Origin of the sequence: Enterobacter cloacae complex sp. IR5402 (assembly GCF_049238125.1) — a bacterium.
Lineage (GTDB): Bacteria > Pseudomonadota > Gammaproteobacteria > Enterobacterales > Enterobacteriaceae > Enterobacter > Enterobacter hormaechei_C.
Map to the genome: position 1 here is coordinate 120441 of NZ_JBMKHO010000008.1, position 23009 is coordinate 143449.

At 55.0% G+C, this 23009-nt stretch carries 25 protein-coding genes, 2 tRNA genes and 1 pseudogene; 17 read left to right on the top strand and 11 right to left on the bottom strand.

From position 1 onward, the window contains the following. Positions 1–148 precede the first annotated feature (148 nt). From ACOTXL_RS15120 to fumD, 4 genes are all read left to right on the top strand, one after another. Entirely contained in the window at positions 149–1171 is a 1023-nt protein-coding gene (locus tag ACOTXL_RS15120) for a methionine ABC transporter ATP-binding protein (protein ID WP_023315949.1), read from the top strand. Next, positions 1164–1832, top strand: coding sequence for a methionine ABC transporter permease (locus tag ACOTXL_RS15125; RefSeq protein WP_023315950.1), 669 nt, complete (start codon positions 1164–1166; stop codon positions 1830–1832). The genes ACOTXL_RS15120 and ACOTXL_RS15125 overlap by 8 nt, the downstream gene beginning before the upstream one ends. Before the next feature lie 23 nt (positions 1833–1855). Continuing rightward, the gene (locus ACOTXL_RS15130; protein ID WP_003857677.1) at positions 1856–2668 is read left to right on the top strand and encodes a MetQ/NlpA family ABC transporter substrate-binding protein; all 813 of its coding nucleotides are present in this window, start codon (positions 1856–1858) and stop codon (positions 2666–2668) included. A gap of 108 nt (positions 2669–2776) precedes the next feature. Continuing rightward, on the top strand, positions 2777–2986 hold the full coding sequence (gene fumD / locus ACOTXL_RS15135) for a fumarate hydratase FumD (RefSeq protein ID WP_003857676.1): 210 nt from the start codon (positions 2777–2779) through the stop codon (positions 2984–2986). On the opposite strand, the gene ACOTXL_RS15140 is transcribed toward fumD, so the two are convergent. The 4 genes from ACOTXL_RS15140 to ACOTXL_RS15155 are packed head-to-tail and all read right to left on the bottom strand — an operon-like array spanning position 2967 to position 6030. Continuing rightward, positions 2967–3653: an amino acid ABC transporter permease gene (locus ACOTXL_RS15140; RefSeq protein WP_032609051.1), complete on the bottom strand. Its 687-nt coding sequence runs from the start codon at positions 3651–3653 to the stop codon at positions 2967–2969. The two genes, fumD and ACOTXL_RS15140, sit on opposite strands and share 20 nt — an antisense overlap. Continuing rightward, the gene (locus ACOTXL_RS15145; protein ID WP_045342720.1) at positions 3637–4383 is read right to left on the bottom strand and encodes an amino acid ABC transporter permease; all 747 of its coding nucleotides are present in this window, start codon (positions 4381–4383) and stop codon (positions 3637–3639) included. The genes ACOTXL_RS15140 and ACOTXL_RS15145 overlap by 17 nt, the downstream gene beginning before the upstream one ends. Next, a complete protein-coding gene (locus ACOTXL_RS15150) occupies positions 4383–5198 on the bottom strand; it encodes an amino acid ABC transporter ATP-binding protein (protein WP_023324533.1) in 816 nt (271 codons plus the stop codon). Before ACOTXL_RS15150 ends, ACOTXL_RS15145 begins: the two co-directional genes overlap by 1 nt. Before the next feature lies 1 nt (position 5199). Further along, positions 5200–6030 carry an ABC transporter substrate-binding protein gene (locus ACOTXL_RS15155; RefSeq protein WP_044704414.1) on the bottom strand — a complete coding sequence of 277 codons (831 nt, stop codon included), beginning with the start codon at positions 6028–6030 and terminating at the stop codon, positions 5200–5202. A 245-nt stretch (positions 6031–6275) separates the two neighbouring features. Between ACOTXL_RS15155 and ACOTXL_RS15160 the strand changes: the two genes are divergently transcribed. Together ACOTXL_RS15160 and ACOTXL_RS15165 are read left to right on the top strand one after the other, a co-directional pair. Continuing rightward, a complete protein-coding gene (locus tag ACOTXL_RS15160; protein WP_032609053.1) occupies positions 6276–6443 on the top strand; it encodes a hypothetical protein in 168 nt (55 codons plus the stop codon). A 144-nt stretch (positions 6444–6587) separates the two neighbouring features. Further along, positions 6588–7994: a DUF1996 domain-containing protein gene (locus tag ACOTXL_RS15165; protein ID WP_022650932.1), complete on the top strand. Its 1407-nt coding sequence runs from the start codon at positions 6588–6590 to the stop codon at positions 7992–7994. 56 nt (positions 7995–8050) lie between these two features. On the opposite strand, the pseudogene ACOTXL_RS15170 reads toward ACOTXL_RS15165, so the two are convergent. Next, a pseudogene (locus ACOTXL_RS15170) lies at positions 8051–8190 on the bottom strand (hypothetical protein). Between the two features lie 125 nt (positions 8191–8315). Between ACOTXL_RS15170 and ACOTXL_RS15175 the strand changes: the two are divergent. Then, positions 8316–9098 (top strand): MBL fold metallo-hydrolase, encoded by a 783-nt coding sequence (locus ACOTXL_RS15175; RefSeq protein ID WP_032658225.1) that lies wholly within the window; start codon positions 8316–8318, stop codon positions 9096–9098. A gap of 72 nt (positions 9099–9170) precedes the next feature. Next, positions 9171–9806 (top strand): carbonic anhydrase, encoded by a 636-nt coding sequence (locus ACOTXL_RS15180; RefSeq protein ID WP_003857662.1) that lies wholly within the window; start codon positions 9171–9173, stop codon positions 9804–9806. Between the two features lie 28 nt (positions 9807–9834). On the opposite strand, the gene ACOTXL_RS15185 is transcribed toward ACOTXL_RS15180, so the two are convergent. Next, entirely contained in the window at positions 9835–11430 is a 1596-nt protein-coding gene (locus ACOTXL_RS15185) for an FAD-NAD(P)-binding protein (RefSeq protein WP_045342713.1), read from the bottom strand. Between the two features lie 595 nt (positions 11431–12025). Here ACOTXL_RS15185 and tssB point away from each other — a divergent pair. From tssB to ACOTXL_RS15225, 8 genes are all read left to right on the top strand, one after another. Beyond that, the gene (tssB, locus tag ACOTXL_RS15190; protein ID WP_003856899.1) at positions 12026–12517 is read left to right on the top strand and encodes a type VI secretion system contractile sheath small subunit; all 492 of its coding nucleotides are present in this window, start codon (positions 12026–12028) and stop codon (positions 12515–12517) included. A 40-nt stretch (positions 12518–12557) separates the two neighbouring features. Then, positions 12558–14093 (top strand): type VI secretion system contractile sheath large subunit, encoded by a 1536-nt coding sequence (tssC, locus tag ACOTXL_RS15195; RefSeq protein WP_045351002.1) that lies wholly within the window; start codon positions 12558–12560, stop codon positions 14091–14093. Between the two features lie 13 nt (positions 14094–14106). Continuing rightward, positions 14107–15447 (top strand): type VI secretion system baseplate subunit TssK, encoded by a 1341-nt coding sequence (tssK, locus tag ACOTXL_RS15200; protein WP_032667088.1) that lies wholly within the window; start codon positions 14107–14109, stop codon positions 15445–15447. After that, positions 15444–16097, top strand: coding sequence for a type VI secretion system protein TssL, short form (gene tssL, locus ACOTXL_RS15205; protein WP_045344095.1), 654 nt, complete (start codon positions 15444–15446; stop codon positions 16095–16097). Before tssK ends, tssL begins: the two co-directional genes overlap by 4 nt. Before the next feature lie 3 nt (positions 16098–16100). After that, on the top strand, positions 16101–16367 hold the full coding sequence (locus ACOTXL_RS15210; RefSeq protein ID WP_127341242.1) for a hypothetical protein: 267 nt from the start codon (positions 16101–16103) through the stop codon (positions 16365–16367). A gap of 83 nt (positions 16368–16450) precedes the next feature. Next, complete coding sequence (locus tag ACOTXL_RS15215) at positions 16451–16573, top strand: hypothetical protein (protein WP_255580146.1); 123 nt, start codon at positions 16451–16453, stop codon at positions 16571–16573. Positions 16574–16752: 179 nt separating this feature from the next. After that, complete coding sequence (glgS, locus tag ACOTXL_RS15220) at positions 16753–16953, top strand: cell surface composition regulator GlgS (protein ID WP_045332105.1); 201 nt, start codon at positions 16753–16755, stop codon at positions 16951–16953. A 172-nt stretch (positions 16954–17125) separates the two neighbouring features. Beyond that, positions 17126–17596 carry an Hsp20 family protein gene (locus tag ACOTXL_RS15225; RefSeq protein ID WP_003857647.1) on the top strand — a complete coding sequence of 157 codons (471 nt, stop codon included), beginning with the start codon at positions 17126–17128 and terminating at the stop codon, positions 17594–17596. A 178-nt stretch (positions 17597–17774) separates the two neighbouring features. On the opposite strand, the gene ACOTXL_RS15230 is transcribed toward ACOTXL_RS15225, so the two are convergent. The 3 genes from ACOTXL_RS15230 to mdtK form a co-directional block, all read right to left on the bottom strand. Next, a tRNA-Val gene (locus ACOTXL_RS15230) sits at positions 17775–17851 on the bottom strand. Between the two features lie 4 nt (positions 17852–17855). Then, positions 17856–17932: transfer RNA gene (locus ACOTXL_RS15235), tRNA-Val, on the bottom strand. 153 nt (positions 17933–18085) lie between these two features. Beyond that, positions 18086–19459 (bottom strand): MdtK family multidrug efflux MATE transporter, encoded by a 1374-nt coding sequence (mdtK, locus tag ACOTXL_RS15240; RefSeq protein ID WP_032609058.1) that lies wholly within the window; start codon positions 19457–19459, stop codon positions 18086–18088. 225 nt (positions 19460–19684) lie between these two features. Here mdtK and ACOTXL_RS15245 point away from each other — a divergent pair, with 225 nt between their 5' ends. Continuing rightward, positions 19685–20326 (top strand): riboflavin synthase, encoded by a 642-nt coding sequence (locus tag ACOTXL_RS15245; RefSeq protein WP_003857643.1) that lies wholly within the window; start codon positions 19685–19687, stop codon positions 20324–20326. Between the two features lie 31 nt (positions 20327–20357). Here ACOTXL_RS15245 and cfa read toward each other — a convergent pair whose 3' ends face one another. Beyond that, positions 20358–21506, bottom strand: coding sequence for a cyclopropane fatty acyl phospholipid synthase (gene cfa, locus ACOTXL_RS15250; protein ID WP_045332192.1), 1149 nt, complete (start codon positions 21504–21506; stop codon positions 20358–20360). Between the two features lie 298 nt (positions 21507–21804). Continuing rightward, complete coding sequence (gene punC, locus ACOTXL_RS15255; protein WP_003857639.1) at positions 21805–23004, bottom strand: purine nucleoside transporter PunC; 1200 nt, start codon at positions 23002–23004, stop codon at positions 21805–21807. Positions 23005–23009: the final 5 nt, after the last annotated feature.

Consider the following 23009-nt stretch of genomic DNA (forward strand, 5'->3'; position numbering starts at 1 on the left):
AATGCTTTTCACCCGCCAGTTCGCTGCTTATTCCGCAGAATTATAAGAAATTCTTTTTTGGTCATTTAAAAGCTGATAACGGCTGTTTACTATCTTTTGGACATCCATACTGCTAAACCGCTATATGCGTAACGGATAACGAATAAGAATGATCGTACTCAGCAATATTTCGAAGGTCTTTGACAACGGAAAGCTGGCGCTGACAGCCGTTGATAACGTCAACTTGACGATAGAGCAGGGACAGATTTACGGGATCATCGGTTACAGCGGGGCCGGGAAAAGTACGCTGATCCGTCTGCTGAACGGTCTGGAAAAGCCCAGCGCCGGCAGCGTCACCATTAACGGTCAGGATATCTCCGCCGCGAAGGGAGAAGCGCTGCGTCAGGCACGCCTGAAAATCAGCATGGTGTTCCAGCACTTTAATTTGCTCTGGTCGCGCACGGTGAAGGAAAACATCGCCTTTTCAATGCAAATTGCCGGTGTGCCAAAAGCGCAAATTCAGGCTCGCGTTGCCGAGCTGGTGGAGCTGGTCGGCCTGAAGGGACGCGAGAATGCTTACCCGTCGCAGCTGAGCGGCGGGCAAAAACAGCGTGTGGGCATTGCCCGCGCGCTGGCCAATCATCCGGACGTACTGCTGTGTGATGAAGCCACCTCGGCGCTGGATCCACAAACCACCGATCAGATCCTCGATCTGCTCCTGGACATTAACCGTCGCTTTAACCTGACCATCGTACTCATTACGCATGAGATGCACGTGGTGCGCAAAATCTGCGACCGCGTGGCGGTTATGGAGAACGGTAAGGTGGTGGAAGAGGGGGACGTACTGAGCGTGTTTACGCATCCGCAGCAGCCGATCACCCGGCAGTTTGTCCGCCAGGTGAGCCAGTACGCGGAGGAAGAGACCTTCAATACCGAACTGGCAAACGATCTGGAAGGTACGGTTATCAGGCTGACCTTTACCGGGCACAGCACGCATAAACCGATTGTGGGCGAACTGACGCTGCGCTACGGCCTGCCGTTTAACATCCTGCACGGAAAAATGACCCAAACCGCTCACGGCGTGTTTGGTCAACTCTGGGTGCACGTCGTGGCATCTGATGAACAACTGAACAATATCCTCGCCGACCTGCAGCACAGCGATATTGAAGGCGAGGTGATTAAACATGGCTGAGAATCTCTTTCCGCATCTCAAGTGGGATCAGCTCTGGGCGGCGACGCTGGAGACGCTGTACATGACCGCGCTTTCCGGCGTGGCGACGTTTGTCCTGGGGATCGCGCTCGGTCTGGCGCTGTTTTTAACCGCCCGCGGCGGGTTATTCCACAACCGCACGGTCTACAGCGTGATGTCGATTGTGGTGAACGTGTTCCGCTCGATTCCGTTCATCATTCTCATCGTTCTGCTGATCCCGTTCACCAAGACCGTTGTGGGGACCATTCTCGGCGCTAACGCTGCGCTGCCCGCCCTGATTGTGGGCGCGGCGCCGTTCTACGCCCGTCTGGTCGAGATTGCCCTGCGAGAAGTGGACAAAGGGGTCATTGAGGCCACGCGTTCGATGGGCGCGCGGCTGAGCACGTTAGTGTTTCGGGTTTTACTGCCGGAATCCTCACCCGCACTGGTTTCAGGTATGACGGTGACGCTGATTGCGCTGGTGAGCTACAGCGCAATGGCAGGGGTGATAGGTGCCGGCGGTTTGGGAAATCTGGCTTATCTGGAAGGATTCCAGCGCAACCATGGTGACGTCACGCTGGTGGCAACGGTGACCATTCTGATCATCGTGTTCATTATCCAGTTCTGCGGCGATGCCATTACTTCACTGTTAGATAAACGCTAATAAATACACACAGGAACCACATCATGAAAAAGACACTGACACTGATCGCCGCCGCAACCCTGAGCGCCCTGAGCTTTGCCTCCTGGGCGGATACGCTCACCGTGGGGGCGTCCAACACCCCGCACGCGGAAATTCTGGAGCAGGCTAAGCCGATTCTGGCGAAGCAGGGGATCGATCTGGAGATTAAACCCTTCCAGGACTACATACTGCCAAACACGGCGCTGGCGGGGCATGACATTGACGCCAACTATTTCCAGCACATCCCTTACCTGAACAGCGTGCTGAAAGATCACGCGGGCGATAAGGATTATGATTTTGTCAGTGCGGGCGCAATCCACATTGAGCCGATCGGTATCTATTCAAAAAAATACAAATCGCTGAAGGATCTGCCGGAGGGCGGCAAAATCATCATGCGTGATGCGGTTTCCGAGGAAGGGCGTATTCTCTCCATCTTCGAAAAAGAGGGCGTGATCAAGCTGAAGCCGGGCATCGATAAAGTGACCGCGCGCATCAGCGATATCGTGGAGAACCCGAAAAAGCTGCAATTTACCCCTAACGTCGAAGCGTCTCTGCTGCCGCAGATGTACAACAACGACGAAGGTGCTGCGGTGGTGATCAACGCCAACTACGCGATTGATGCTGGCCTGGATCCGGTCCACGATCCAATTGCGGTTGAAAGCGGTGAGAATAACCCGTACGCCAACATCATTACCGTTCATCGCGGTGACGAGAAGAAGAAGGATATCGTCGCGCTGGTGAACGTGCTGCACTCCAAAGAGATTCAGGACTGGATCCGCACCAAATACAAAGGCGCAGTCATCCCGGTTAACAACTAATCGACTGATTTTCCAGACGAAGCCCGGCGAACAACACGCCGGGCTTCTTTTTTGTATCCAGCCGACGAATGATTTAAGCTGACGGTTTAGGGCAACGGAGTGATGGCAATGGGCAATGTGACCAAAGACGAAGCGCTGTACCAGGAGATGTGTCGGGTGGTAGGCAAGGTCGTTCTCGAAATGCGTGATTTAGGGCAGGAGCCGAAACATATTGTCATTGCGGGCGTACTGCGTACCGCGCTGGCGAACCAGCGCGTTAAGCGCAGTGAGTTGACCACCAAAGCGATGGAAACGGTGGTTAAAGCGCTGGCCGGCTAACGCGCCAGCGCTTCGCGAGCAGCTCAAGCGAGCTGCAGAGCAGGTAATAGATCACACCCGTAAAGATAAAAATGGCCGCCGGGTAAATTTGCACCCGGTTGTTGACCTGTCCCGCCACCGTGGTCAGTTCAGGAACGTTCACGATAAACGCCAACGACGTATCCTTCAGCAGGCTGATAAAAATCCCCACCAGCGACGGCAGAATATTTCTCAGCGCCTGCGGCAGCAGCACGCGCCACAGCGTTTGCTGCGTACTGAACCCTTGAGAAAGCGCGGCCTCATTCTGGCCCGACGGTAGAGCTCTCAGTCCGGCTAATACCGAATGCATCACCGCAGCCGCGGTAAACCAGGCCAGCGCCAGCGTGACGGTCGTCGCGCCAGGGAGATCCCTGCCGGTTATCAGCGGCAGCAGATACCACATCCAGAATATTACGAAGATCAGGGGGATCCCGCGAATCAACTCTGCCCACGCAAACAGCGCACTGCGCACCACGCCGGGATAGCGCCAGGCGACGCATGCCAGCACAATCCCGCCGGGCAGGGCAAGCGCGGCGGCGCCAGCGGCCATCAGCAGTGAGAGCAGTACGCCGCCGGGTTCTCCCGCAATCGCACGTCCCCAAAGCAGATAATCCAGGTTTTCGACAATAACGTTAAATCCGGGGATCATGATTTTTCCTCCCTGAATGGGGGCCGAGGCGCACCAGCACGCTCCCCGTCACCATCCCGGTAAGTAAGTAGAGCACCGTACCGACGGTAAAGGCTTCCAGGGCATGGGCGTTATAACTTTCTATCTGGCGAACCTGGTAGGTCAGTTCGGCGAAGCCAATTCCGCTCGCGAGCGAGGAGAGCTTCATCAGGTTAAGGTACTGGCCAACGACGGGTTGCCAGGCGTTAGCGAGCCCCTGTGGCAGAAGAATGTAGCGAAACAGACGCCATGAGGAAAATCCCTGGGCGAGCGCCGCCTCCCGTTGCCCGGCAGGTACGGAACGGAGCCCCGATTCGACTTCTTCAATTAAAAACGCCGAGGTAAATACGCCTAACCCCCAGGCGGAGCATAAAAATTCGGGCGTAAACCACCAGACGTCACCGGGCAAAATGGACCAGCTGTGGTCTGCATTCACCGCGTCACGCAGCTCCTGCGGCAACCCGTTCCAGGCGGCGAAATACCAGAACAGCAGCTGCACCAGCAGCGGCGTATTGCGAAACAGCGATACCCAGCCGCTGACGAACGACGTCCCGAGACGTCCCCCGGAAAGCCGCAAAAGCATAAAGAACAAGGCGAGCAGGCTTGCCAGCATAATCCCCGCCAGCGTCACCCACAGAGTGGTGAGAAATCCGGAGAGGATCCAGTGCAGGGGCTGTCCGGCCAGCACCCCCTGCCAGTCCAGAGCGGGCATTACAGTTGCTCCTGACGCAGCGGATCCAGCACTTTTTGCAGGAACCGCCTCGCACGCGGATGCGACGGTTGGTTGAAAAATTGCGCCGGGGACGCGGTTTCCAGAATGTGTCCACCGTCGATAAAGACGATTCGATCGGCAATTTCCCGGGCGAACTGCATCTCATGGGTGACGACAATCATGGTGATCCCGCTGTGGGCAAGGGCTTTCATCACCAACAGCACTTCGCCAATCATCTCCGGGTCGAGTGCCGACGTTGGCTCGTCAAAGAGAATGATTTGCGGCGACGAGGCCAGAGCGCGGGCAATCGCCACGCGCTGCTGTTGTCCGCCGGAAAGTTCAGCAGGGTAGCGGTGCGCCTTCTCCAGCATGCCGACCTTCTCCAGCAGCGCCAGCGCGCGCTCCTGGGCGGGCAGGGGTTTCCAGCCGTGAACGTGCTCCAGTGCCAGGGTGATGTTCTGGCTGGCGGTAAGGTGGGCATAGAGATTGAACTGCTGGAATACAAACCCGACGCGGCTGCGTAACTGACGTAGCCTGCTGCCGGAAAGCTGTCCGGTCGGCTTGTGGTCGACCAGAATCTCCCCGCCGCTCAGGCTCTCAAGCTGGTTGATAAGCCGAATCAGGGTCGATTTTCCGGAACCCGAAGGGCCGAGAATGGCAACCACTTCACCCGGCATGATGGTGAGATTAATGTCGGTTAAAACCGGATGGTCGCCGTAGCGTTTGTCCACATGGCGAAACTCAACGCTGGCCTGTTCCAGACGTGAAAAATCCGCGGCATTGGCCGCGGAGTGCGAAAATAAACCTGAGAGCATATTACCGGGCTTCTATTTTAAAGTTACGAGGCTGTGGAGCAGGGGTGCCTGGACCGAACCAGACGTCATAGATTTTTGCCGCCTGGCCGTTTTTCTCCAGGTTAACCAGCTCATCGTTAACGGCTTTCAGCAGCGCCGTTTCACCCTTTTTCACCCCCACGCCAATCTCTTCTTTACTGAGCAGGTCGGGCAGGATTTTGAAGTCGGCTTTATCCGGCGCCTGCGCCAGCAGACCAGCCAGAATGGTGCTGTCCTGGGTAATGGCCTGCACGTTGCCATTGCGCAGTGCCGTCAGCGCCAGCGGGATGTCATCGTAAGAGAGGACGCGGGACTGCGGAAAACGCTGGTGCAGCGCCTGTTCACCCGTCGTACCTTTTACGGCGCCAATGCGTGCCCGGCTATAGTCATCAAGCTTGTCCGGTGATTTTACCGGTACCAGGAACTGCTGGCCGGTGACAAAGTAAGGCGTCGAGAAATCAATGACCTGTGCGCGTTCCGGGGTGATGGTGATATCCGCCACGATGAGATCCGCTTTTCCGGACTGTAGCAGCGGAATGCGGTTAGCCGGATTGGTGGTGACCAGTTCAAGCTTGACGCCGAGCGATTTCGCCAGCGCTTTGGCGAAGTCCACATCGTAACCCACGATCTCATGCGTTTTGGCATCAATCGAGCCAAAGGGTGGATTAGCATCAAATGTGGCCACTTTCACCACGCCTGCTGCCTTGATATCCGCCAGCCGATCGGCCTGCGCCTGCGCTGAAACCAGGCCCCAGGCTGCCACTAATCCCAGAACCTGCGCCCGTTTTTTAAACCCTTTCATTTTTGCAGCCATAGTCATACGCCATCCCGTTGTTTTTGTTTTACCCCGTTACGCTCCCATAAGGGAAAGCTATCGCCAAATAAGAAATCGTTCTTTGCTATGTGAAAAAAAGCATGAGTGAACAAGGTGTTAAAGAAGAGAGCAGACGGTGGGGCGCTATTTGCAGATCCTGCACATCGACAGTGGATTTTGATATTTCCCCCCGGCGCAATTTGGGTGTTTAACTGAGGACAGGTTAAGCGAGAAGGGTAATGACGATGAAAAAATGGATAAGCACGTTACGGCGGTTTTTTGCGCCCCGACCAGCGAATGCGGAGAACAGCGCGCAACGTGTTCTTGAGTCAATACTGCCTGTCGCCAGCCTGTATGGCGTGGACGTAGCCAACATCGACCCGGAGTGGTTCCATGATAAAACGTCACGCTGAACTGCGCCGGACGCGCGAAATGTACTGGAATGAGTTGTGCGTGGTGTCTGTAAAGCGAGGATGAAGGGAAAAATACCCAGGCTAATCCTCGGTAATTGATGGCCGTTTTGTTACCACTATCTCCTTTCACAGATGGAGATAATAATGAAACGGACAGTATTAACCCCCGCGCTTTCTGCCACCGCACTTCTGCTTACCATGCAGGCGGCACACGCTGGTCCACAGGCACATGTTGTATGCAGTTATTCCCACACCCTCGGCGATGATGCCATTATGATGTTCGGCATGCCCAACGAGGCTATGCTGCACGATTTTTTTGGTAACGTGCATACGGATGCTTACTCCAGCCGTGAATCGCTGCGTACCCAGGAAAAGACCACCTGCGATAACAAAGCAGACAGCTCGGCCTACTGGGCTCCGTCGCTAAAATTGCCGGACGGAACGGTGGTCAAACCCGCCTATCAAAAAACCTATTATCAAGCATCGAACGTTGACGCCTGGCCGCTGCACCCGTTCCCGGCGGGGCTGTCGCTGCTGGCGGGCGATCACCACGGCACCGCGCCAAATCCGCATATCACCTTTTTATGCGCCAATGGCAAGGGTTACACCACCAGAACGGGTGAAGTCTGCGGCTTACGCAAGGCGAAGGATGCCGTGCAGTTTAATATCGGCATTCAGTTCCCGAACTGCTGGGACGGGGTCAACCTGAAGCCCGCCCACGGCCTGGCTAACGCCACCTACGATACGAAAGGACAGTGTCCGTCCGCCTTCCCGGTGAAGATCCCGACGGTGAACATGAATATTGCGTACGTGCTCCCGACAATTAGCTCTCTGGATACCAGTAAAGTCCAGCTTTCCCTCGACCCCATCATGCATGGCAGTGAGCGTGAAGAGCGGTGGGGTAGTCTGTATACGGCACATGCTGACTTCATGAACGGCTGGACGGAAGATGCCGCGCGCTTTATGACCGACCTGTGCATGAACCGCGGAATGGATTGCGGCACCACCGTGCCGTATGGTTATTCAAAAGCGAAGGCCAACGTCTGGCTCAGCAGCATGGAACCCGCACTTTCACAGCCCGATCCCCAGGTCTTACTGGTGCAGGATAACTGGAAGAACGGTGGACGCACGAAAAACAGCGAAACATTGTCGCTGGTGAAGTTCCACATTCCACCGCTGCCTGCCGGACAGGATCCTGCCCTGTTCAAATACCGCGTAAGAATTTTTGGCGGGAAAGTGGAAACCAACGGCGCGGATCAAATTTTCTTCTATCCGGCGAGTAACGACTGGGATCCGGCCACCGTAAGCTGGCATTCACGACCGTCCTGCAACTACCGCTCGGATGCGGTGCTTTACCTGAACCACTCCCGCGAATACCGGATGGTGGACGTGGATAAAGTGGTGCGTAAGGCGCTGGCAGAAGGGAAAACCGAAATTTCGTGGTATATCGGCGGCGATCGTCAGGGAAATCACTATCAGTTTGAGACGGGCTCATCTCCCCAAAGCCTGATCCTGATGCTGACCGGGTTTAGCAAAACGCCGGAGATCTGATATCGGGTAGCAAAAGGCATCCATAAAAAAGCACCGGGGAGCCCGGTGCTTTTTCTTCAGATCTTGCAGGCATCGCCGCAGTCGTCATCGGCGACAATCGCCTGGGCCTTTTAACCGCATCGTCGAGACGTTCCGCGTTGCGCTCTTCTGCTTCATCCAGCCCGTTAAAGACTAAGTTATCGAGATCAATTTCCATGTGCCACCTGCGTTATTCAGTTTTTGATACTGGCACAGTATAAGTCAAAAAAAGTGGGCCAGACACCCCTCAGCACATATGGATAATCCCTGCCATACTCAGTGCTTTATTGCTGAGGAAAGCCGATGATTACACTCTGTAAAACCTGCGGTACCGCTTACGATGAACAGCCCAAAAACTGCCCGATTTGCGACGATGAGCGCCAGTATGTCCCGGTGACGGGCCAGGCATGGACGGACTTCGACAGCCTTACGACCACGCACACCAACAAATGGCAACAGCTGGAGCCGCAGCTGTTCAGCATCAAAACCGTTCCCGCTTTTGCCATCAACCAGCGCGCGCTTCTGCTGCGTACGCCACAGGGCAATGTTCTGTGGGACTGCATCGCCAATCTTGACCCGGCGACCAGAGTGTTAGTTGACGCGCTCGGGGGCATCAGCGCGATCGCGATTTCGCACCCGCATTACTACACCACCATGCAGGAGTGGGCCGCCGCGTTTAACGCGCCGATCTACCTGCACGCCAGCGATCGGCAGTGGGTGATGCGTGACAGCCCGGCGATACGCTTCTGGGAGGAGGACGCCCTGGAGATTATGCCTTTGGTGACTCTGCTGCGGCTGGGCGGGCATTTTGCAGGCGGCACGGTGCTGCACTGGCAGTCAGGCGACGGTGTGCTGCTGGCCGGTGATATTTTGCAGGTTACACCCGGAAAAGACGCCGTGTCGTTTATGTGGAGTTATCCGAATATGCTGCCGCTGCCTGCCCGCACCGTTGAGTCGGTGATCGGCCGACTGACCGGGAAAACGTACCAGCGCCTGTACGGGGCCTTTGAAGGACAGAACATCCCGGTGAACGCAGATGAGATCGTGCAGCGGTCGGGCCAGAAATATATTGCTTGTCTCCGCTAAGACGCGGTGGTTAAATTTTACGAGTGTGATCGCGATCATACCTAAACTAAAACAGATAAAAGAGAAATGGCTATGCAACATATCATTGAAGGTTTTCTCAGCTTTCAAAAAGAGATTTTCCCGCAACGTAAAGAGCTTTTTCGTAGTTTAGCGTCCAGTCAGAATCCCAAAGCGCTGTTTATCTCCTGCTCCGACAGCCGTCTGGTTCCGGAACTGGTTACGCAACAGGAGCCAGGACAGCTCTTTGTCATTCGAAACGCGGGCAACATTGTGCCTCCGTTCGGGCCGGAGCCTGGCGGTGTCTCTGCGACCATCGAATATGCGGTCGTGGCCCTGGGCGTGACCGATATCGTTATTTGCGGCCACTCCAACTGCGGCGCGATGAAGGCGATTGCTGACAACGCCGATCTGGAGCCGATGCCGGCCGTTTCCCACTGGCTGCGCTATTCTGATGCGGCAAAAGCGGTGGTGGAGAAGAAAACCTGGGATAAGCCAATCGATAAAGTGAATGCGATGGTGCAGGAAAACGTCTTTGCGCAGCTGAGCAACATCAAGACCCATCCGTCGGTGGCGGTAGGCCTGCGCAACAATGCCATTCGCCTGCACGGCTGGGTATATGACATCGAAAGCGGCAAAATCCTTGCCCTGGACAAGAACACAAAATCGTTCGTGTCGTTGTCGGAAAACCCGGAAGTCTTCTTCGAGTAATCCGACACCGCAGGGCAGGGAAGCCCTGTTAAAACTCCATGTAAGGTAACTTCCTTCGCACCCCCGACGCAGGTTTTCCAGCCGCTTTCGCCATCGCTTTACCAATTTCAGCGCACTCAGACAAACCCTGAACAAATGGATGATCGTGCATCAGCCAGGGGATCGCCCCAAAAGCGATACGCCCCCGCAGTGATGCCGGCGCCAGCAACGTATAGTCTTCCCCCACGTCCGGAACGTCATCGCCGGTTCCCGCAAGCTGTTTACGCAGGGTGGGGAAGGGAATGTCCTTGTTTCTGAGCGGCTTTTGTCCGCGCGCGTCGATAAACACGTCGAAGCGGTAACTTTTTTTTGCCGTGGTGATGACGGTCTGATCGCTGCCGATATCCAGGTCGTAATCATCACCGAGTGCGACCACGCTAATGATCCCTGCCTCGCGCAGCGCCAGTAACCGGCGGATAGACTGCGGTGGAATGGCGGCATAATTATCGATAAACACACGCTCCAGCCCGGATTTAAACCGCTCTCTGTCATGCTCATTGAGTGAAGGGACGATGGCCTGTACCACTTCATGCAGACGAAGCACGGTATAGCGCCAGGCAACGGTGCGTTTTTCGCGCTTGTTGCGCTCCACTTCTTTCAGATTCGCTTCGGCCCAGGTGAAAGGACCGTGCTTTTTACGATCCTCAAACCAGGCATCACGGAGCGTGTCGGCATTCAGCGTGCCGAGCGCTATCGCCTGACACCATCGCGGATCGGCCAGCTCAAGCTCTTTCACCATCAGCGCAAAGATGCGGTCAAGCAGCCCATCCGGGCCTTTGTCGATTTCGCTTGCCACCACACAATCCGTTAACACCGACAGTGGTTCATAAGGGATAGGGCAGTAAAAATCGGCCTCCGGCAGAACGCCCGTGCGGGACATCAGCATGATTTTTAGCCCTTCGCTGCCTTTATTGACAACGAACTGCTTCCCGCTAAACCGGCCATGCTGCATCACAACCGCCATTGCAGCGTCCAGCCCGCTGAGGGAGGTACCCATGATCCCCACCTCACAGGCTCGGACCTCCGCTTCCATCAGCCCTGACCATGGGCTTGGGAAATATGCGCGGGTGGTTTCATCTTCATCAGGCCAGACGTGGCCGGTGGCAACAACCGCAAGATCAAACCGCCTTGAGAAAGGGGCATCGTTCACTGAAAGGGCCACGCCGTCTGCATCAGCCTTAATATCAGTGACTTCTGCGTTGGGGTGAACCTCGATATGAAACCCAGCCTTTTTCGCCTCGGCAGCGACAGCGAGAAACCGGTCGTGGAAATATTCACCCAGCAGAATACGGGGCAGAAATTGCCGGTCGTGCAGCTTCTCACTGTCGACGTTATAGCGGGCAAGGCGGGCCGCATTCTGCTGTTTGAGCCAGTCCAGGTAAGTGATGAAAATGGGCGGTATTTCAATACTGGCGATGTTCGCCAGCATCAGCCGGGAATTATCCTCGTCGCTGTAGGGCATTCCGACACCGGGTTGGTCTGCCTTTTCGAAAACGGTGATCGAAAGCGGCGCTGCGTTGTTAAGAAGTGAGTAAAAGGTGTAAATCCCTGTTGGGCCTGAGCCGATAATGGCGATTTTTTTCATCGAAAGCGTTCCTGCGTTTCTGAACCATACAACAAGCGTAGCAGGAGAAAGGCTAAGTCATTCAATGAAGGGAGAAATTAAGACGTTTAGAAGAGGGGATGTTGCGCCCCTTCCTGAATTTATGGGAAAGTCAATTCAATTGACCCTGCTGATTAGATATAATTCTGCCTGATTTTCTGAAAGGAATAACTGTTTGGTCCCAGGTTTATCGATTATCTGTATGTGATAGGGGTTAAAAAAGAGATAGGATATTTAAATATATAGTGGGGCCAATATTATCCTTATTTTTTATAACTGTGAGTGATGGAATAGTCCGTGGCTGGACTATTCCATCACTTCGATAAAGTAACAAAATAATCTGGTAGCCAACCTTTGAGCAACTTTTTGTCAGGCTCACAAAAAGCGCGCAAGGGCATTTCGGCAGGCCGCTACGCGGCGTTCTTTTTTATTCTTATTGGTGGAATATTCTTAAGAAAAGTCCAATTGTAGATCTTTGATCTGAAAAGTTGATTTCAAATGGACATTTGCTCTAATATGGCTTTGTAAAGAAACGTCACTCACTTAACATTTATTTCTTTTAAAGAAAGGGACTGCTATGGCCGATTCATTCCAGAATGAGGTGCCCAAGGCACGCATAAACTTAAAGCTGGCTCTGCATACAGGTGGCGCGCAGAAGAAAATCGAACTGCCGCTTAAACTCCTCACCGTCGGTGATTTCAGTAATGGAAAAGAGAATCGCCCATTATCGGAAAGGGAGAAAATTAACGTCAATAAAAATAACTTCAACAGCGTACTTTCGGAGTTTAACCCGGAAGTGAATCTGACGGTTCCTAACACAATGGCCGGGGATGGTTCGGAGGAAAGCATAAAACTGAATTTCTCCGATATTAAGGATTTCGAACCTGAACAGGTTGCCCGCCAGATCCCCCAGCTCCGCGCCATGCTGGCCATGCGTAATTTATTACGCGACCTCAAATCCAATCTCCTTGATAACGCCACTTTCAGAAAAGAACTCGAGAAAATTCTTAAAGACCCGGCGCTGTCTCAGGAATTACGCGACGAAATGAGTGCACTGGCCCCGAAATAAGCGGCATGTGTAATTTAATGGATTAACCGGGAATATGCTGATGTCTGTGAATACTGAAACCGCCTCCGCGCAGGGGCAGACCACCGTACTGGAAAAAGAGGGCGTTTACGCCTCCCTGTTTGAAAAAATCAACCTGACCCCGGCCTCCAGCCTGGGGGATATCAATGCGTTTCTGGATGACGCCGCGCTTTCTGACGCTCCGGCGGGTGAACGCCTGACGGCGGCGATGCAGGTGTTTATGGACTGCATCCGCAAATCCGGTCAGCCGGTGGAGAAGCTCGACAAAACGCTGATTGACCACCATATCGCTGAGCTGGATTTCCAGATCAGCCGTCAGCTGGATGCCGTAATGCATCACCAGGAGTTTCAGAAGGTGGAGTCCCTGTGGCGCGGCCTGAAGCAGCTGGTGGACAGCACCGACTACCGCCAGAATGTGAAAACCGAAATTCTGGATGTGTCGAAAGAAGATCTGCGTCAGGACTTTGAAGACGCGCCGGAACTTATTCAGAGCGGCCTCTACTGGCACACCTATACCGCCGAATACGACACCCCGGGCGGCGAGCCGATTGGTTCCGTGATTTCATCCTATGAATTTGACGCCAGCCCGCAGGATGTGGCGCTGCTGCGCAACATCTCTAAAGTATCAGCTGCCGCACATATGCCGTTTATTGGCTCTGTCGGTCCGAAATTCTTCCTGAAAGACTCGATGGAAGAGGTCGCTGCAATTAAGGATATCGGCAACTACTTCGACCGCGCCGAGTACATCAAGTGGAAATCTTTCCGCGACACCGACGACGCCCGCTACATCGGCCTCGTGATGCCGCGCGTGCTGGGGCGTCTGCCGTATGGCCCGGACACCGTACCGGTACGCAGCTTTAACTACGTTGAGCAGGTGAAAGGCCCGGATCACGAGAAATACCTGTGGACCAGCGCGTCGTTCTCCTTCGCGTCAAACATGGTGAAGAGCTTCATCAATAACGGCTGGTGCGTGCAGATCCGTGGCCCGCAGGCGGGCGGGGCGGTGAAAGATCTGCCTATTCATCTGTACGATCTGGGCACCGGCAACCAGGTGAAAATTCCGTCTGAGGTGATGATCCCGGAGACCCGCGAGTTTGAGTTTGCCAACCTCGGCTTTATCCCGCTCTCGTATTACAAAAACCGCGACTATGCCTGCTTCTTCTCGGCGAACTCCGCGCAGAAACCGGCGTTGTACGACACCGCAGATGCCACGGCCAACAGCCGCATCAACGCCCGTCTGCCGTACATCTTCCTGCTGTCGCGTATTGCGCACTACCTGAAGCTCATCCAGCGCGAGAACATCGGCACCACCAAGGACCGCCGTCTGCTGGAACTGGAGCTGAATACCTGGGTGCGTAGTCTGGTGACGGAAATGACCGATCCGGGCGATGAGTTGCAGGCTTCTCATCCGCTGCGTGACGCGAAGGTGGTGGTGGAAGATATCGAAGACAACCAGGGTTTCTTCCGCGTGAAGCTGTTTGCGGTGCCGCACTTCCAGGTGGAAGGCATGGATGTGAACCTGTCTCTGGTGAGCCAGATGCCGAAAGCGAAAGCGTAAGGCGGTAGCAGGGATGAAAATTTATCGTCCGTTATGGGAAGACGGGGCCTTCCTGGCCCCGCAGCAGTTCCAGCAGCAGGCCCGCTGGGATGCACATGTGGCCGACACCGTGGCCCGGATGGCGCTGGCGCACCCGTGGGGTGTGCTGTGTGCGGAGTTCGACGAAGGCGCTCTGGCCCTTTCACGGCTGAATGCCACCCGGCTTTGCGTGCGCTTTGCGGATGGTACGCTGGTGGACACAGATCTGGCGGATAACCTGCCGCCGGTCTGTGATTTATCAGCGGCGGGGAGTGATGCAGTTGAAGTGCTGCTGTGTCTGCCACTCCTCAGCGCCAACGGCGGTAATCTGGATGACGGGCAGGACAGTGCCCGTCCGCGCCGCTGGCAGTCTGAACGGGTGACGGTGCAGGAACTGGCCGGGCATGAGCGCAGTGAACTGACGGTACTTCGTCATGCCCTGACGCTGCGGCTGTCGACTCAGGAAAACAGCGCCTGGCTTACCTGCCCGGTGGCGAGACTGATGCGAAACGCGCAGGGGCAGTGGGTACTGGAGCGGAGCTTTATTCCGCCGCTGCTCTCTTTATCTGCCAGCCCGTTACTGCTCAGCGAACTGAGTGATTTGCTGCACCGCCTTGCGGCCCGGCGTAAGCGCCTGATGGCAATGCGCCGTGAAAGCAACGAGCGGATGGCGGACTTCGCGGTGGCCGATGTATCGCTGTTCTGGTTGCTGAACGCCCTCAACAGCGTTGAGCCGGTACTGACGGAGCTGCACCAGGCGCCGTCCCGCCATCCGGAACTGCTGTACCGCGAGCTGGCCCGCCTTGCCGGCAGCCTGCTGACCTTTTCGCTTGAACATGATGTGGACGCCATTCCCCCCTATCGGCATGACGCGCCGGAAACGGTGTTCCCGCCGCTGTTTACCCTGCTTGATAGTCTCCTTGAAGCCAGTCTGCCGTCGCGCGTGATCGCTATTGAACTGAAACAGGGCGAAGACCGGGAAATCTGGCGCGGGAAGCTGCACGACGCGAGGCTGCGTGAAGGGGCCGATTTCTATCTCTCCGTGCGCTCCGCCATGCCAAACCACGAACTCCAGACGCGCTTCCCGCAACTGTGCAAGGCGGGCAGCCACGATGATGTCTCTGAGGTGGTGAATATCGCCCTGAGCGGGATGGTGATTAAACCGCTGAGTCACGTTCCGGCGGCCATCCCGCTGCGCCTGGAAAATCAGTATTTCGCGCTGGATCTGTCCACCGATGCTGCTCGTGCCATGCTGGAAGCCGGGAACTGTACCTTCTATACGCCGGGCTCCCTCGGTGAGGTGAAACTTGAACTGTTTGCGGTGCTGCGCTCATGAACGATGCCGACATTGACCTGATAAACAAAACGTTTTATCCGGGCTGGCTGATGGTCAGCCAGTTGCGCAGCGGCCAGGAGGTAAAGGACGGCGAAGCGCTGTACCGACGGGCCTGCCGGTGGGTGAACGCCGCGCGTGAATCACTGAACAAAGCCGGGTTCAGCACCACGTCCTGCGAACATATGCTGTATGCGTACTGCGCCCTGATGGATGAGAGCGTGCTGAACCGGGATAAACAGGATGACGGTTACCGCCAGTGGCGAAAAGACCCACTTCAGGCGCGATTTTTCCGTACCCTGAATGCAGGAGAAGAGCTATGGGAGCGTATCCGTACGGCCCTGCGCGAACCTGCGCCGGATGTGGCAGTGCTGACCTGTATGTACCGCACTCTGCAACTGGGCTTCACCGGTCAGTACCGCACGCAGGATGATGAGCGGCGTGAGGATGTGGTGCGCGCGCTCAGTGAGCGCGTACCGCCGTTTGCGCTGACCCAGGAAACGCCTGTGGTGGTCAGGGCATCCCGCCTGCGCAGCGGACGCCGGATGTACTGGCTGGGCTGGGCGGCGGGCGTGGTGGTGCTGGCGGCGCTGTGGTTCACCTTCTCCTCTGTGCTGTCGCAGATGGTGGCGCAGATTGCGGGGCAGGGATAACGGATGCGTCAACTCACCCGAACGCTACTCACACTGTTTGCTGCTGTCCTTGCCCTGTGGCTGGTCGTGGGTTTCTGGCCGCTTTCCACCGTCAGCCGTTCTGTGCTCAGCATCTGTATTCTGCTGGTCTGCGTGGCACCGGTGGCGGCGTCGCCAGTTCGTCATACCGGTAACGGAGCATGTCCTGCCCCCGGAAGATTTTCAGGGTGCGGTGGTGCTGGCCTGCGGCGATACGACCAGCCTGTTCCCTCCCGATACCGTTTATCGTGAAACCCGTCAGGGCTGGTAATCAGTATTAATCCGCCAGTGTAAACGTTCTTTGTCTGTTATTCGAACTGATAAGACGCTTGCAGGTGGAAACCCACCTGAACGCGCTGGGCGACCTGTTACAGCGTATGGCATTAAAGCACGCCGTTCGCACCTTCCGGATACGTGGCGAACTTACTGCATGGCTGGCGTTTATGTTTTCTGCATGAGTGATAAAAGGGAGGGAAAATCATGACCAGGGCTGAAGAGTTTTGTCGTTCCTGAAATGTGAACACTGGCAGATGGATGCGCACACATCGCTGAAAAATCGATCTTTTTCAGGCGGATACTGAGATCAGAAAAGCATATGACCTTGAACAGTAACCACAGCGACTGGAGGGATATGCTAATGAAGCGACAAGATATAAACGCATTAAAGAATTTTGATTTTCTGGAACGCAGTTTTGCCCGTATGTACGCCCTGGGCCAGCCAGTTGATATCGATGCCGTGACCGGCAATATGAGTAATAAACAGCAGGCATGGTTCCGGGAGCGATATGACCACTACCGAAAGCAGGCTGAGCGGGCGAGAGTAATAGAACTGCGATGATGTAACGAACAACGGGCTTAACGGCCCGTTGCTTTTTTAGGTTCCAGCTACATTTTTGCAGGCTCCTGAGGTTGAAATATTTTGCGGTAACCTCATATAGAAAGCGGGTAAGGAACACCTGCCCATAAGACATGAACTTTTTGAATATTCTTTTTTACTGTTCAGGAGGTACATGATGACTCTCAGAACCTTTCCCGTGTTGAACGATCTCTCCGACTCTCTGTTTGCGGACCGTTTTAACCGTATCGATCGCCTTTTTAGCCAGCTAACCGGCAGTACGCCGTTGCCCTCCACGCCTTCTTACAATATCCGGCGGCTGGGCGATAACCGCTATGAACTGACGCTCAGCGTGCCGGGCTGGAAAGAGAGCGAACTGGAAATTGAAACCGTTGGCGGTCAGCTGAATATCAGCGGTAAACGTGAAGAGGAGAAAACCGAAAACGGCGAAGAAGGGTGGATCCATCGGGGTATCAGCCGCAGCGACTTCCGGGCCAGCTATAGTCTGCCGGAGCATGTGAAAGTGACCGGCGCTTCGCTGGAAAACGGCTTACTGGCAATTGAATTACACCAGGATATCCCGGAAGAAGAGAAACCGCAGCGAATCGCCATCAACAACAACCCAGCGATTGAACATAAGCCGTAATCGTTGACTGACGTTGTTTTCACGCCCGGCAAACGCCGGGCGTTTTGCTAACCTGATGGGGCTTATGCCATTCCGCTTTTCCCGGTACGCGCGGGCTGGAGGTCACTTTCGATGTGCTTAAAAGGTTTGCTGCCTCTGCATGAGGCTGAACGGGAATGAAATGTGAGAGAAAACAGATTGGTGCGTCTGAATGGACTCGAACCATCGACCCCCACCATGTCAAGGTGGTGCTCTAACCAACTGAGCTACAGACGCAAGATGGTGCGTTCAATTGGACTCGAACCAACGACCCCCACCATGTCAAGGTGGTGCTCTAACCAACTGAGCTATGAACGCATTGTGTTGTCGGTGACAACGGGGACGAATATTAGCGGCACAGCACCAAGGTGGCAAGAGGGAAAATGCATTTTTCTCTCTGATTTCACGCGATTGCTTCATTACCGCGCAAAGTGAAGAGAAAGTAGCCGCCAGCCGGCGGCTACAGGGTCATTAACGTGCAGCGCGCTGCAAAATAACCGTAGAGGGCTGACGTTGCAGGAAACGCATGCGCAGCATCATCATAATGGCCGCAGACGTTAAGCCGATGATAAAGCCCATCCAGAATCCGGCTGGCCCCATGCGATCCACCACCAGATCCGTGAGCGCCAGAATGTACCCGCACGGCAGACCCAGCACCCAGTAAGCGATAAAGGTGATAAAGAAGATGGAACGCGTATCTTTATACCCACGCAGCACGCCGCTGCCAATGACCTGGATGGAGTCAGAGATCTGATAAATGGCCGCCAGCAGCATCAGGTGCGAGGCCAGAGTCACTACCTCCGGGTTGTCGTTATAGAGCAGGGCAATTTGCTCACGCAACAGCACGGTAAAGAGGGCGGTACAGACCGCCATGCAGACGCCGACGCCCAGCCCGGTGCGGGCAGCCGTTTGCGCATCCAGCGTAGAACCTTGCCCCAGACGGAAGCCCACGCGAATCGTCACCGCAGCCGCCAGCGACATCGGCAGAACAAACATCAAAGAGCTGAAGTTCAGCGCGATCTGGTGGCCTGCCACATCAATAATCCCTAACGGCGAGACCAGCAGGGCGACGACGGCAAACAGCGTCACTTCAAAGAACAGCGCCAGCGCTATGGGCAGACCCAGCTGTGTCAGGCGGGTCAACATCGACCAGTCAGGCGTGCTAAAGGCGGTGTCGTTGCGAATGTCGCGCATGGATCGCGCATGCTTAATGTAGGTGAGCATGCTTCCGAACATCACCCAGTACACCGCTGCCGTCGCCACGCCGCAGCCCACGCCGCCGAGTTCCGGCATGCCAAAATGACCGTAAATGAAGATATAGTTCACGGGAATGTTCACCAGCAAGCCGATAAAGCCCATCACCATGCCCGGCTTGGTTTTTGCCAGCCCTTCACACTGGTTACGTGCCACCTGGAAGAACAGATAGCCGGGCGCGCCCCAGAGCAGGGCGCGCAGATAACCGACCGCCTTATCCGCCAGCGCCGGGTCGATATTATGCATGGCGCGAATAATATACCCGGCGTTCCACAGGACGATCATAATCAGGACGGAGACGAACCCGGCCAGCCAGAAGCCCTGGCGCACCTGATGGGCCACGCGGTCACGTCGACCGGAGCCGTTAAGCTGTGCGATGACGGGCGTTAGCGCCAGCAGCAGGCCGTGACCAAACAGAATGGCCGGGAGCCAGATTGAGGTTCCGATCGCCACGGCGGCCATATCGGTGGCGCTGTAACCACCGGCCATTACCGTATCCACAAATCCCATTGCGGTTTGGGCTACCTGCGCGACGATCACCGGTATTGCCAGTGCCAATAACTGACGCGCTTCGATCATATACTTCTGCACGTGAACACCTTTGTATTGTAGTTATTTGAGAGACTAAAAAGGCCGCCGTTACTGGCAGCAAGAAGAAAAAACAGAGGGATGCCAGCTATTGTAGCGGGGTTTAACTAATTATCTAGTGAAAAAATCGCCAGAAATTGCGCATCACTGGCAACCTGTTTTTTCAACTGTTATTGTGGTGGGATTATACGGTGTCATCGCCGTTCGGAATGAACAGGAGCTGTAAGCATGTTTACTGGTATTGTGCAGGGCACTGCCAAAGTGGTGTCCATTGATGAAAAACCGAATTTCCGCACTCACGTGGTTGAGCTGCCTGAATATATGCTCGACGGCATTGAAACCGGGGCGTCGATAGCGCATAACGGCTGCTGCCTGACGGTGACCGAAATTAACGGTAATCAGATTAGCTTTGATTTAATGAAAGAGACGCTGCGCATCACTAACCTGGGTGAGCTGGTGGTGGGAGATATCATCAACGTTGAACGCGCGGCGAAATTCAGCGATGAGATTGGTGGGCATCTGATGTCGGGCCATATTATGACCACCGCAGAAGTGGCGAAAATCGTGACCTCGGAAAATAACCGTCAAATCTGGTTCAAGGTGCAGGATCCGTCATTAATGAAATACATCCTTTATAAAGGATTTATTGGCATCGATGGGATTAGTCTGACCGTCGGTGAAGTGACGCCTACGCGTTTTTGCGTGCATTTAATTCCTGAAACGCTGCAACGTACTACGCTTGGCGCAAAAAAATTGGGGCAGCGTGTAAATATCGAAATTGATCCCCAGACCCAGGCGGTCGTGGATACCGTTGAGCGCGTGCTGGCGGCGAAAGAGGCGGCGATAATAAAGACCGTGGAAGAAGAATAAAAATTAACCCCGGGAAACCGGGGTTATTTTTTCAGCGAGCCACCCGCAAGCCGTGCTCAATCCCACGACTAAACACCACCTGCCACAGCTGTATATCCCGCGCACGGAACGCGCCCGCACAGGCATTCAGATAATAGCTAAACATCCGTTTGAATCGTTCCGAATAGTTGTCGGCGATTTCAGGCCATGCAGCCTGGAAACGTTCATGCCAGGCCATCAGGGTCGTGTCGTAATCTGCGCCGAAGTTATGCCAGTCTTCCACAATAAAATGCGGTTCGCTGGCGTTCGCAATCTGGCGAACAGAGGGTAAACAGCCATTCGGGAAGATATATTTGTTGATCCAGGGGTCCACATTGTTATCGGTGCGCTTAGAGCCGATGGTGTGTAGCAGGAAAATTCCGTCAGGCTTCAGGTTATGATCGGCGACCTCAAAGTAGGTCTTGTAGTTCTTCGGCCCCACGTGCTCGAACATACCTACGGAAACAATACGATCGAACTGCTCATTCAGGTCGCGGTAGTCCTGAAGCCGAATATCAACATCCAGTCCCAGACAGCGTTCCTGCGCCATCTTCTGCTGTTCAGCCGAAATCGTGACGCCGACTACGCTGACGCCGTAATTTTTCGCCATAAACCAGGCAAGACCACCCCAGCCACAGCCGATGTCCAGCACACGCATACCGGGCTGTAACTGCAATTTATCGCAGATCAGTTGCAGCTTATCCTGCTGCGCCTCTTCCAGGGTCGTCGCTTTTTTCCAGTATCCGCAGGAGTACTGCATTAAAGGATCGAGCATACGGCTGAACAAATCGTTGCCAAGGTCGTAATGCTCTTTACCGACGATCCATGCCCGTTTTTTACTTTGCAGATTGAACAGGCGGGCGGAGGCGATACGTAAGGTATCTTTGAAATGACGAGGGAGCTGTTTTTCAAGACCGGCGCGTAATACGCTGGAGAAGAACATATCCAGCCGCTCACACTCCCACCAGCCGTCCATATAGCTTTCACCCAGCCCTAACGATCCCTCCTGTAACACGCGTTTGAAAAAATCGGGATGCTTTATCTGGGGATCGGAGGGGGATGAGCCATTAATCGTAATGCCCGCACGTCCCAACAGTTCACTGACGATCCGGGACCAGTTATCGTCCGGAACGCTGACTTCTTCTATACACGATGAACTCATAGCTTCTCCATCACCTTGCTGTGATCAGAACCTTAAAACAGCGTAGACGCTTTTTTGGTTTGTGAGAAATCTCACGGTAAATGCCCGCGAGGCTAATATCCGACGTAGAACAGAGGAAGGGAGATAACCCTTGCCGAAATGCCTTCCATGGTAAAACGGGAGCGCTCCGGCTCCCGTTAACACTTAATATTTATCGTATTTAATCGAACCAAATTCAGTATAGGCCGCAAAATTTGGTGATTCAACAGAAAATTGTTAGCTACCTAATCACTGGTTTTTAACATAGTTTCCCGCGCAATCAGGCGTGCGACGTTTCGGTTTGTGCATTGTCATTCTGCTCGCGAAGCGCGGAGGACTGCATGCGATAACCCAATCCCGCCAGCGCAACGGTGATCAGCATCACGCTGGTAGTGGTGAGCAGCGGGGTTGCAATCAACGCAGAGACCACGAGACTTGCCAGGAAGCACAGGCCAAGTTGCAGGGTATTTTGCAGCGCGGCAGCGCGGCCTGTCGCCTGCGGAAATGGACGCAACGCCTGGGCTACAACGATAGGGTAGATGGCCCCGTTAGCGATCGCCATGACGCAGAACGGAATCAAAATTTCTGCAAGCCCGGCGCCGGGAATAAAGCCGACAGCCCAGGTCGCAATCACGCTTAGCGCATACAGCACCAGCAGCCAGGGCAGCATCTGTTGGCCTTCCCATTTTTGCAGCGCGGCGCGACAGCCATAGCCACCCACCAGGAAGGCGATGGTCTGTGGTACATAGCTCAGGCCGATAGCCGCCGGGCTGTAGCCCATGTCATGCAGAATGAACGGCGAACCGGTCAGCCAGGCAAAGAAGCTGGCAGAGCAGGCGGCATAAATCAGCACGTTACCGCGATAGGCTTTCGACCGCAGTAAAGAGGTAAAGGTGATGGGCTTCGCGTCCGGATGCGTCTCTTTTTTATGCGCCGGTTTAAGCCCGAACGCGGGCAGCATCAGGACCAGCGTAATAGCAAAGAGCGTGGCGAAAATGGCCTGCCAGTCGAAATGCGCCAGGATCCAGCTTCCCAGTAACGGGGCAAGCGCCGGCGACAGGCCGACCAGGGGCATAATGGTGGCGAATATGCGGTTAGTGCGCGAGGCGGGGTAGTAATCGGTTACCAGCGCCTGCCAGGTCACCGCAGCGGCACAGACACCGACCGCCTGAATAAAGCGCAGCGCCAGCAGCCAGGCGGCATCGCGGACCCACAGCATGCCCAGACAGCCTGCGGCAAAAATCGCCAGCCCCAACAACAGGACGGGTTTACGGCCAAAACGATCCGAGAGCGGCCCCCACAGCAATTGCGCAAAAGCAAAACCGGCGAGGAACAAACTCAAACTGGCGCTGATGGCGGCGGCAGGGGTTTGCAAATCTTCCTGCATCGCGGCGAACGCGGGCAGATACATATCGGTCGCCAAAAAGCCCAGCACGCTTAAGCCGCCGAGCCAGACTAAAAATCCTTTCCTGGGTTGCACTTTTT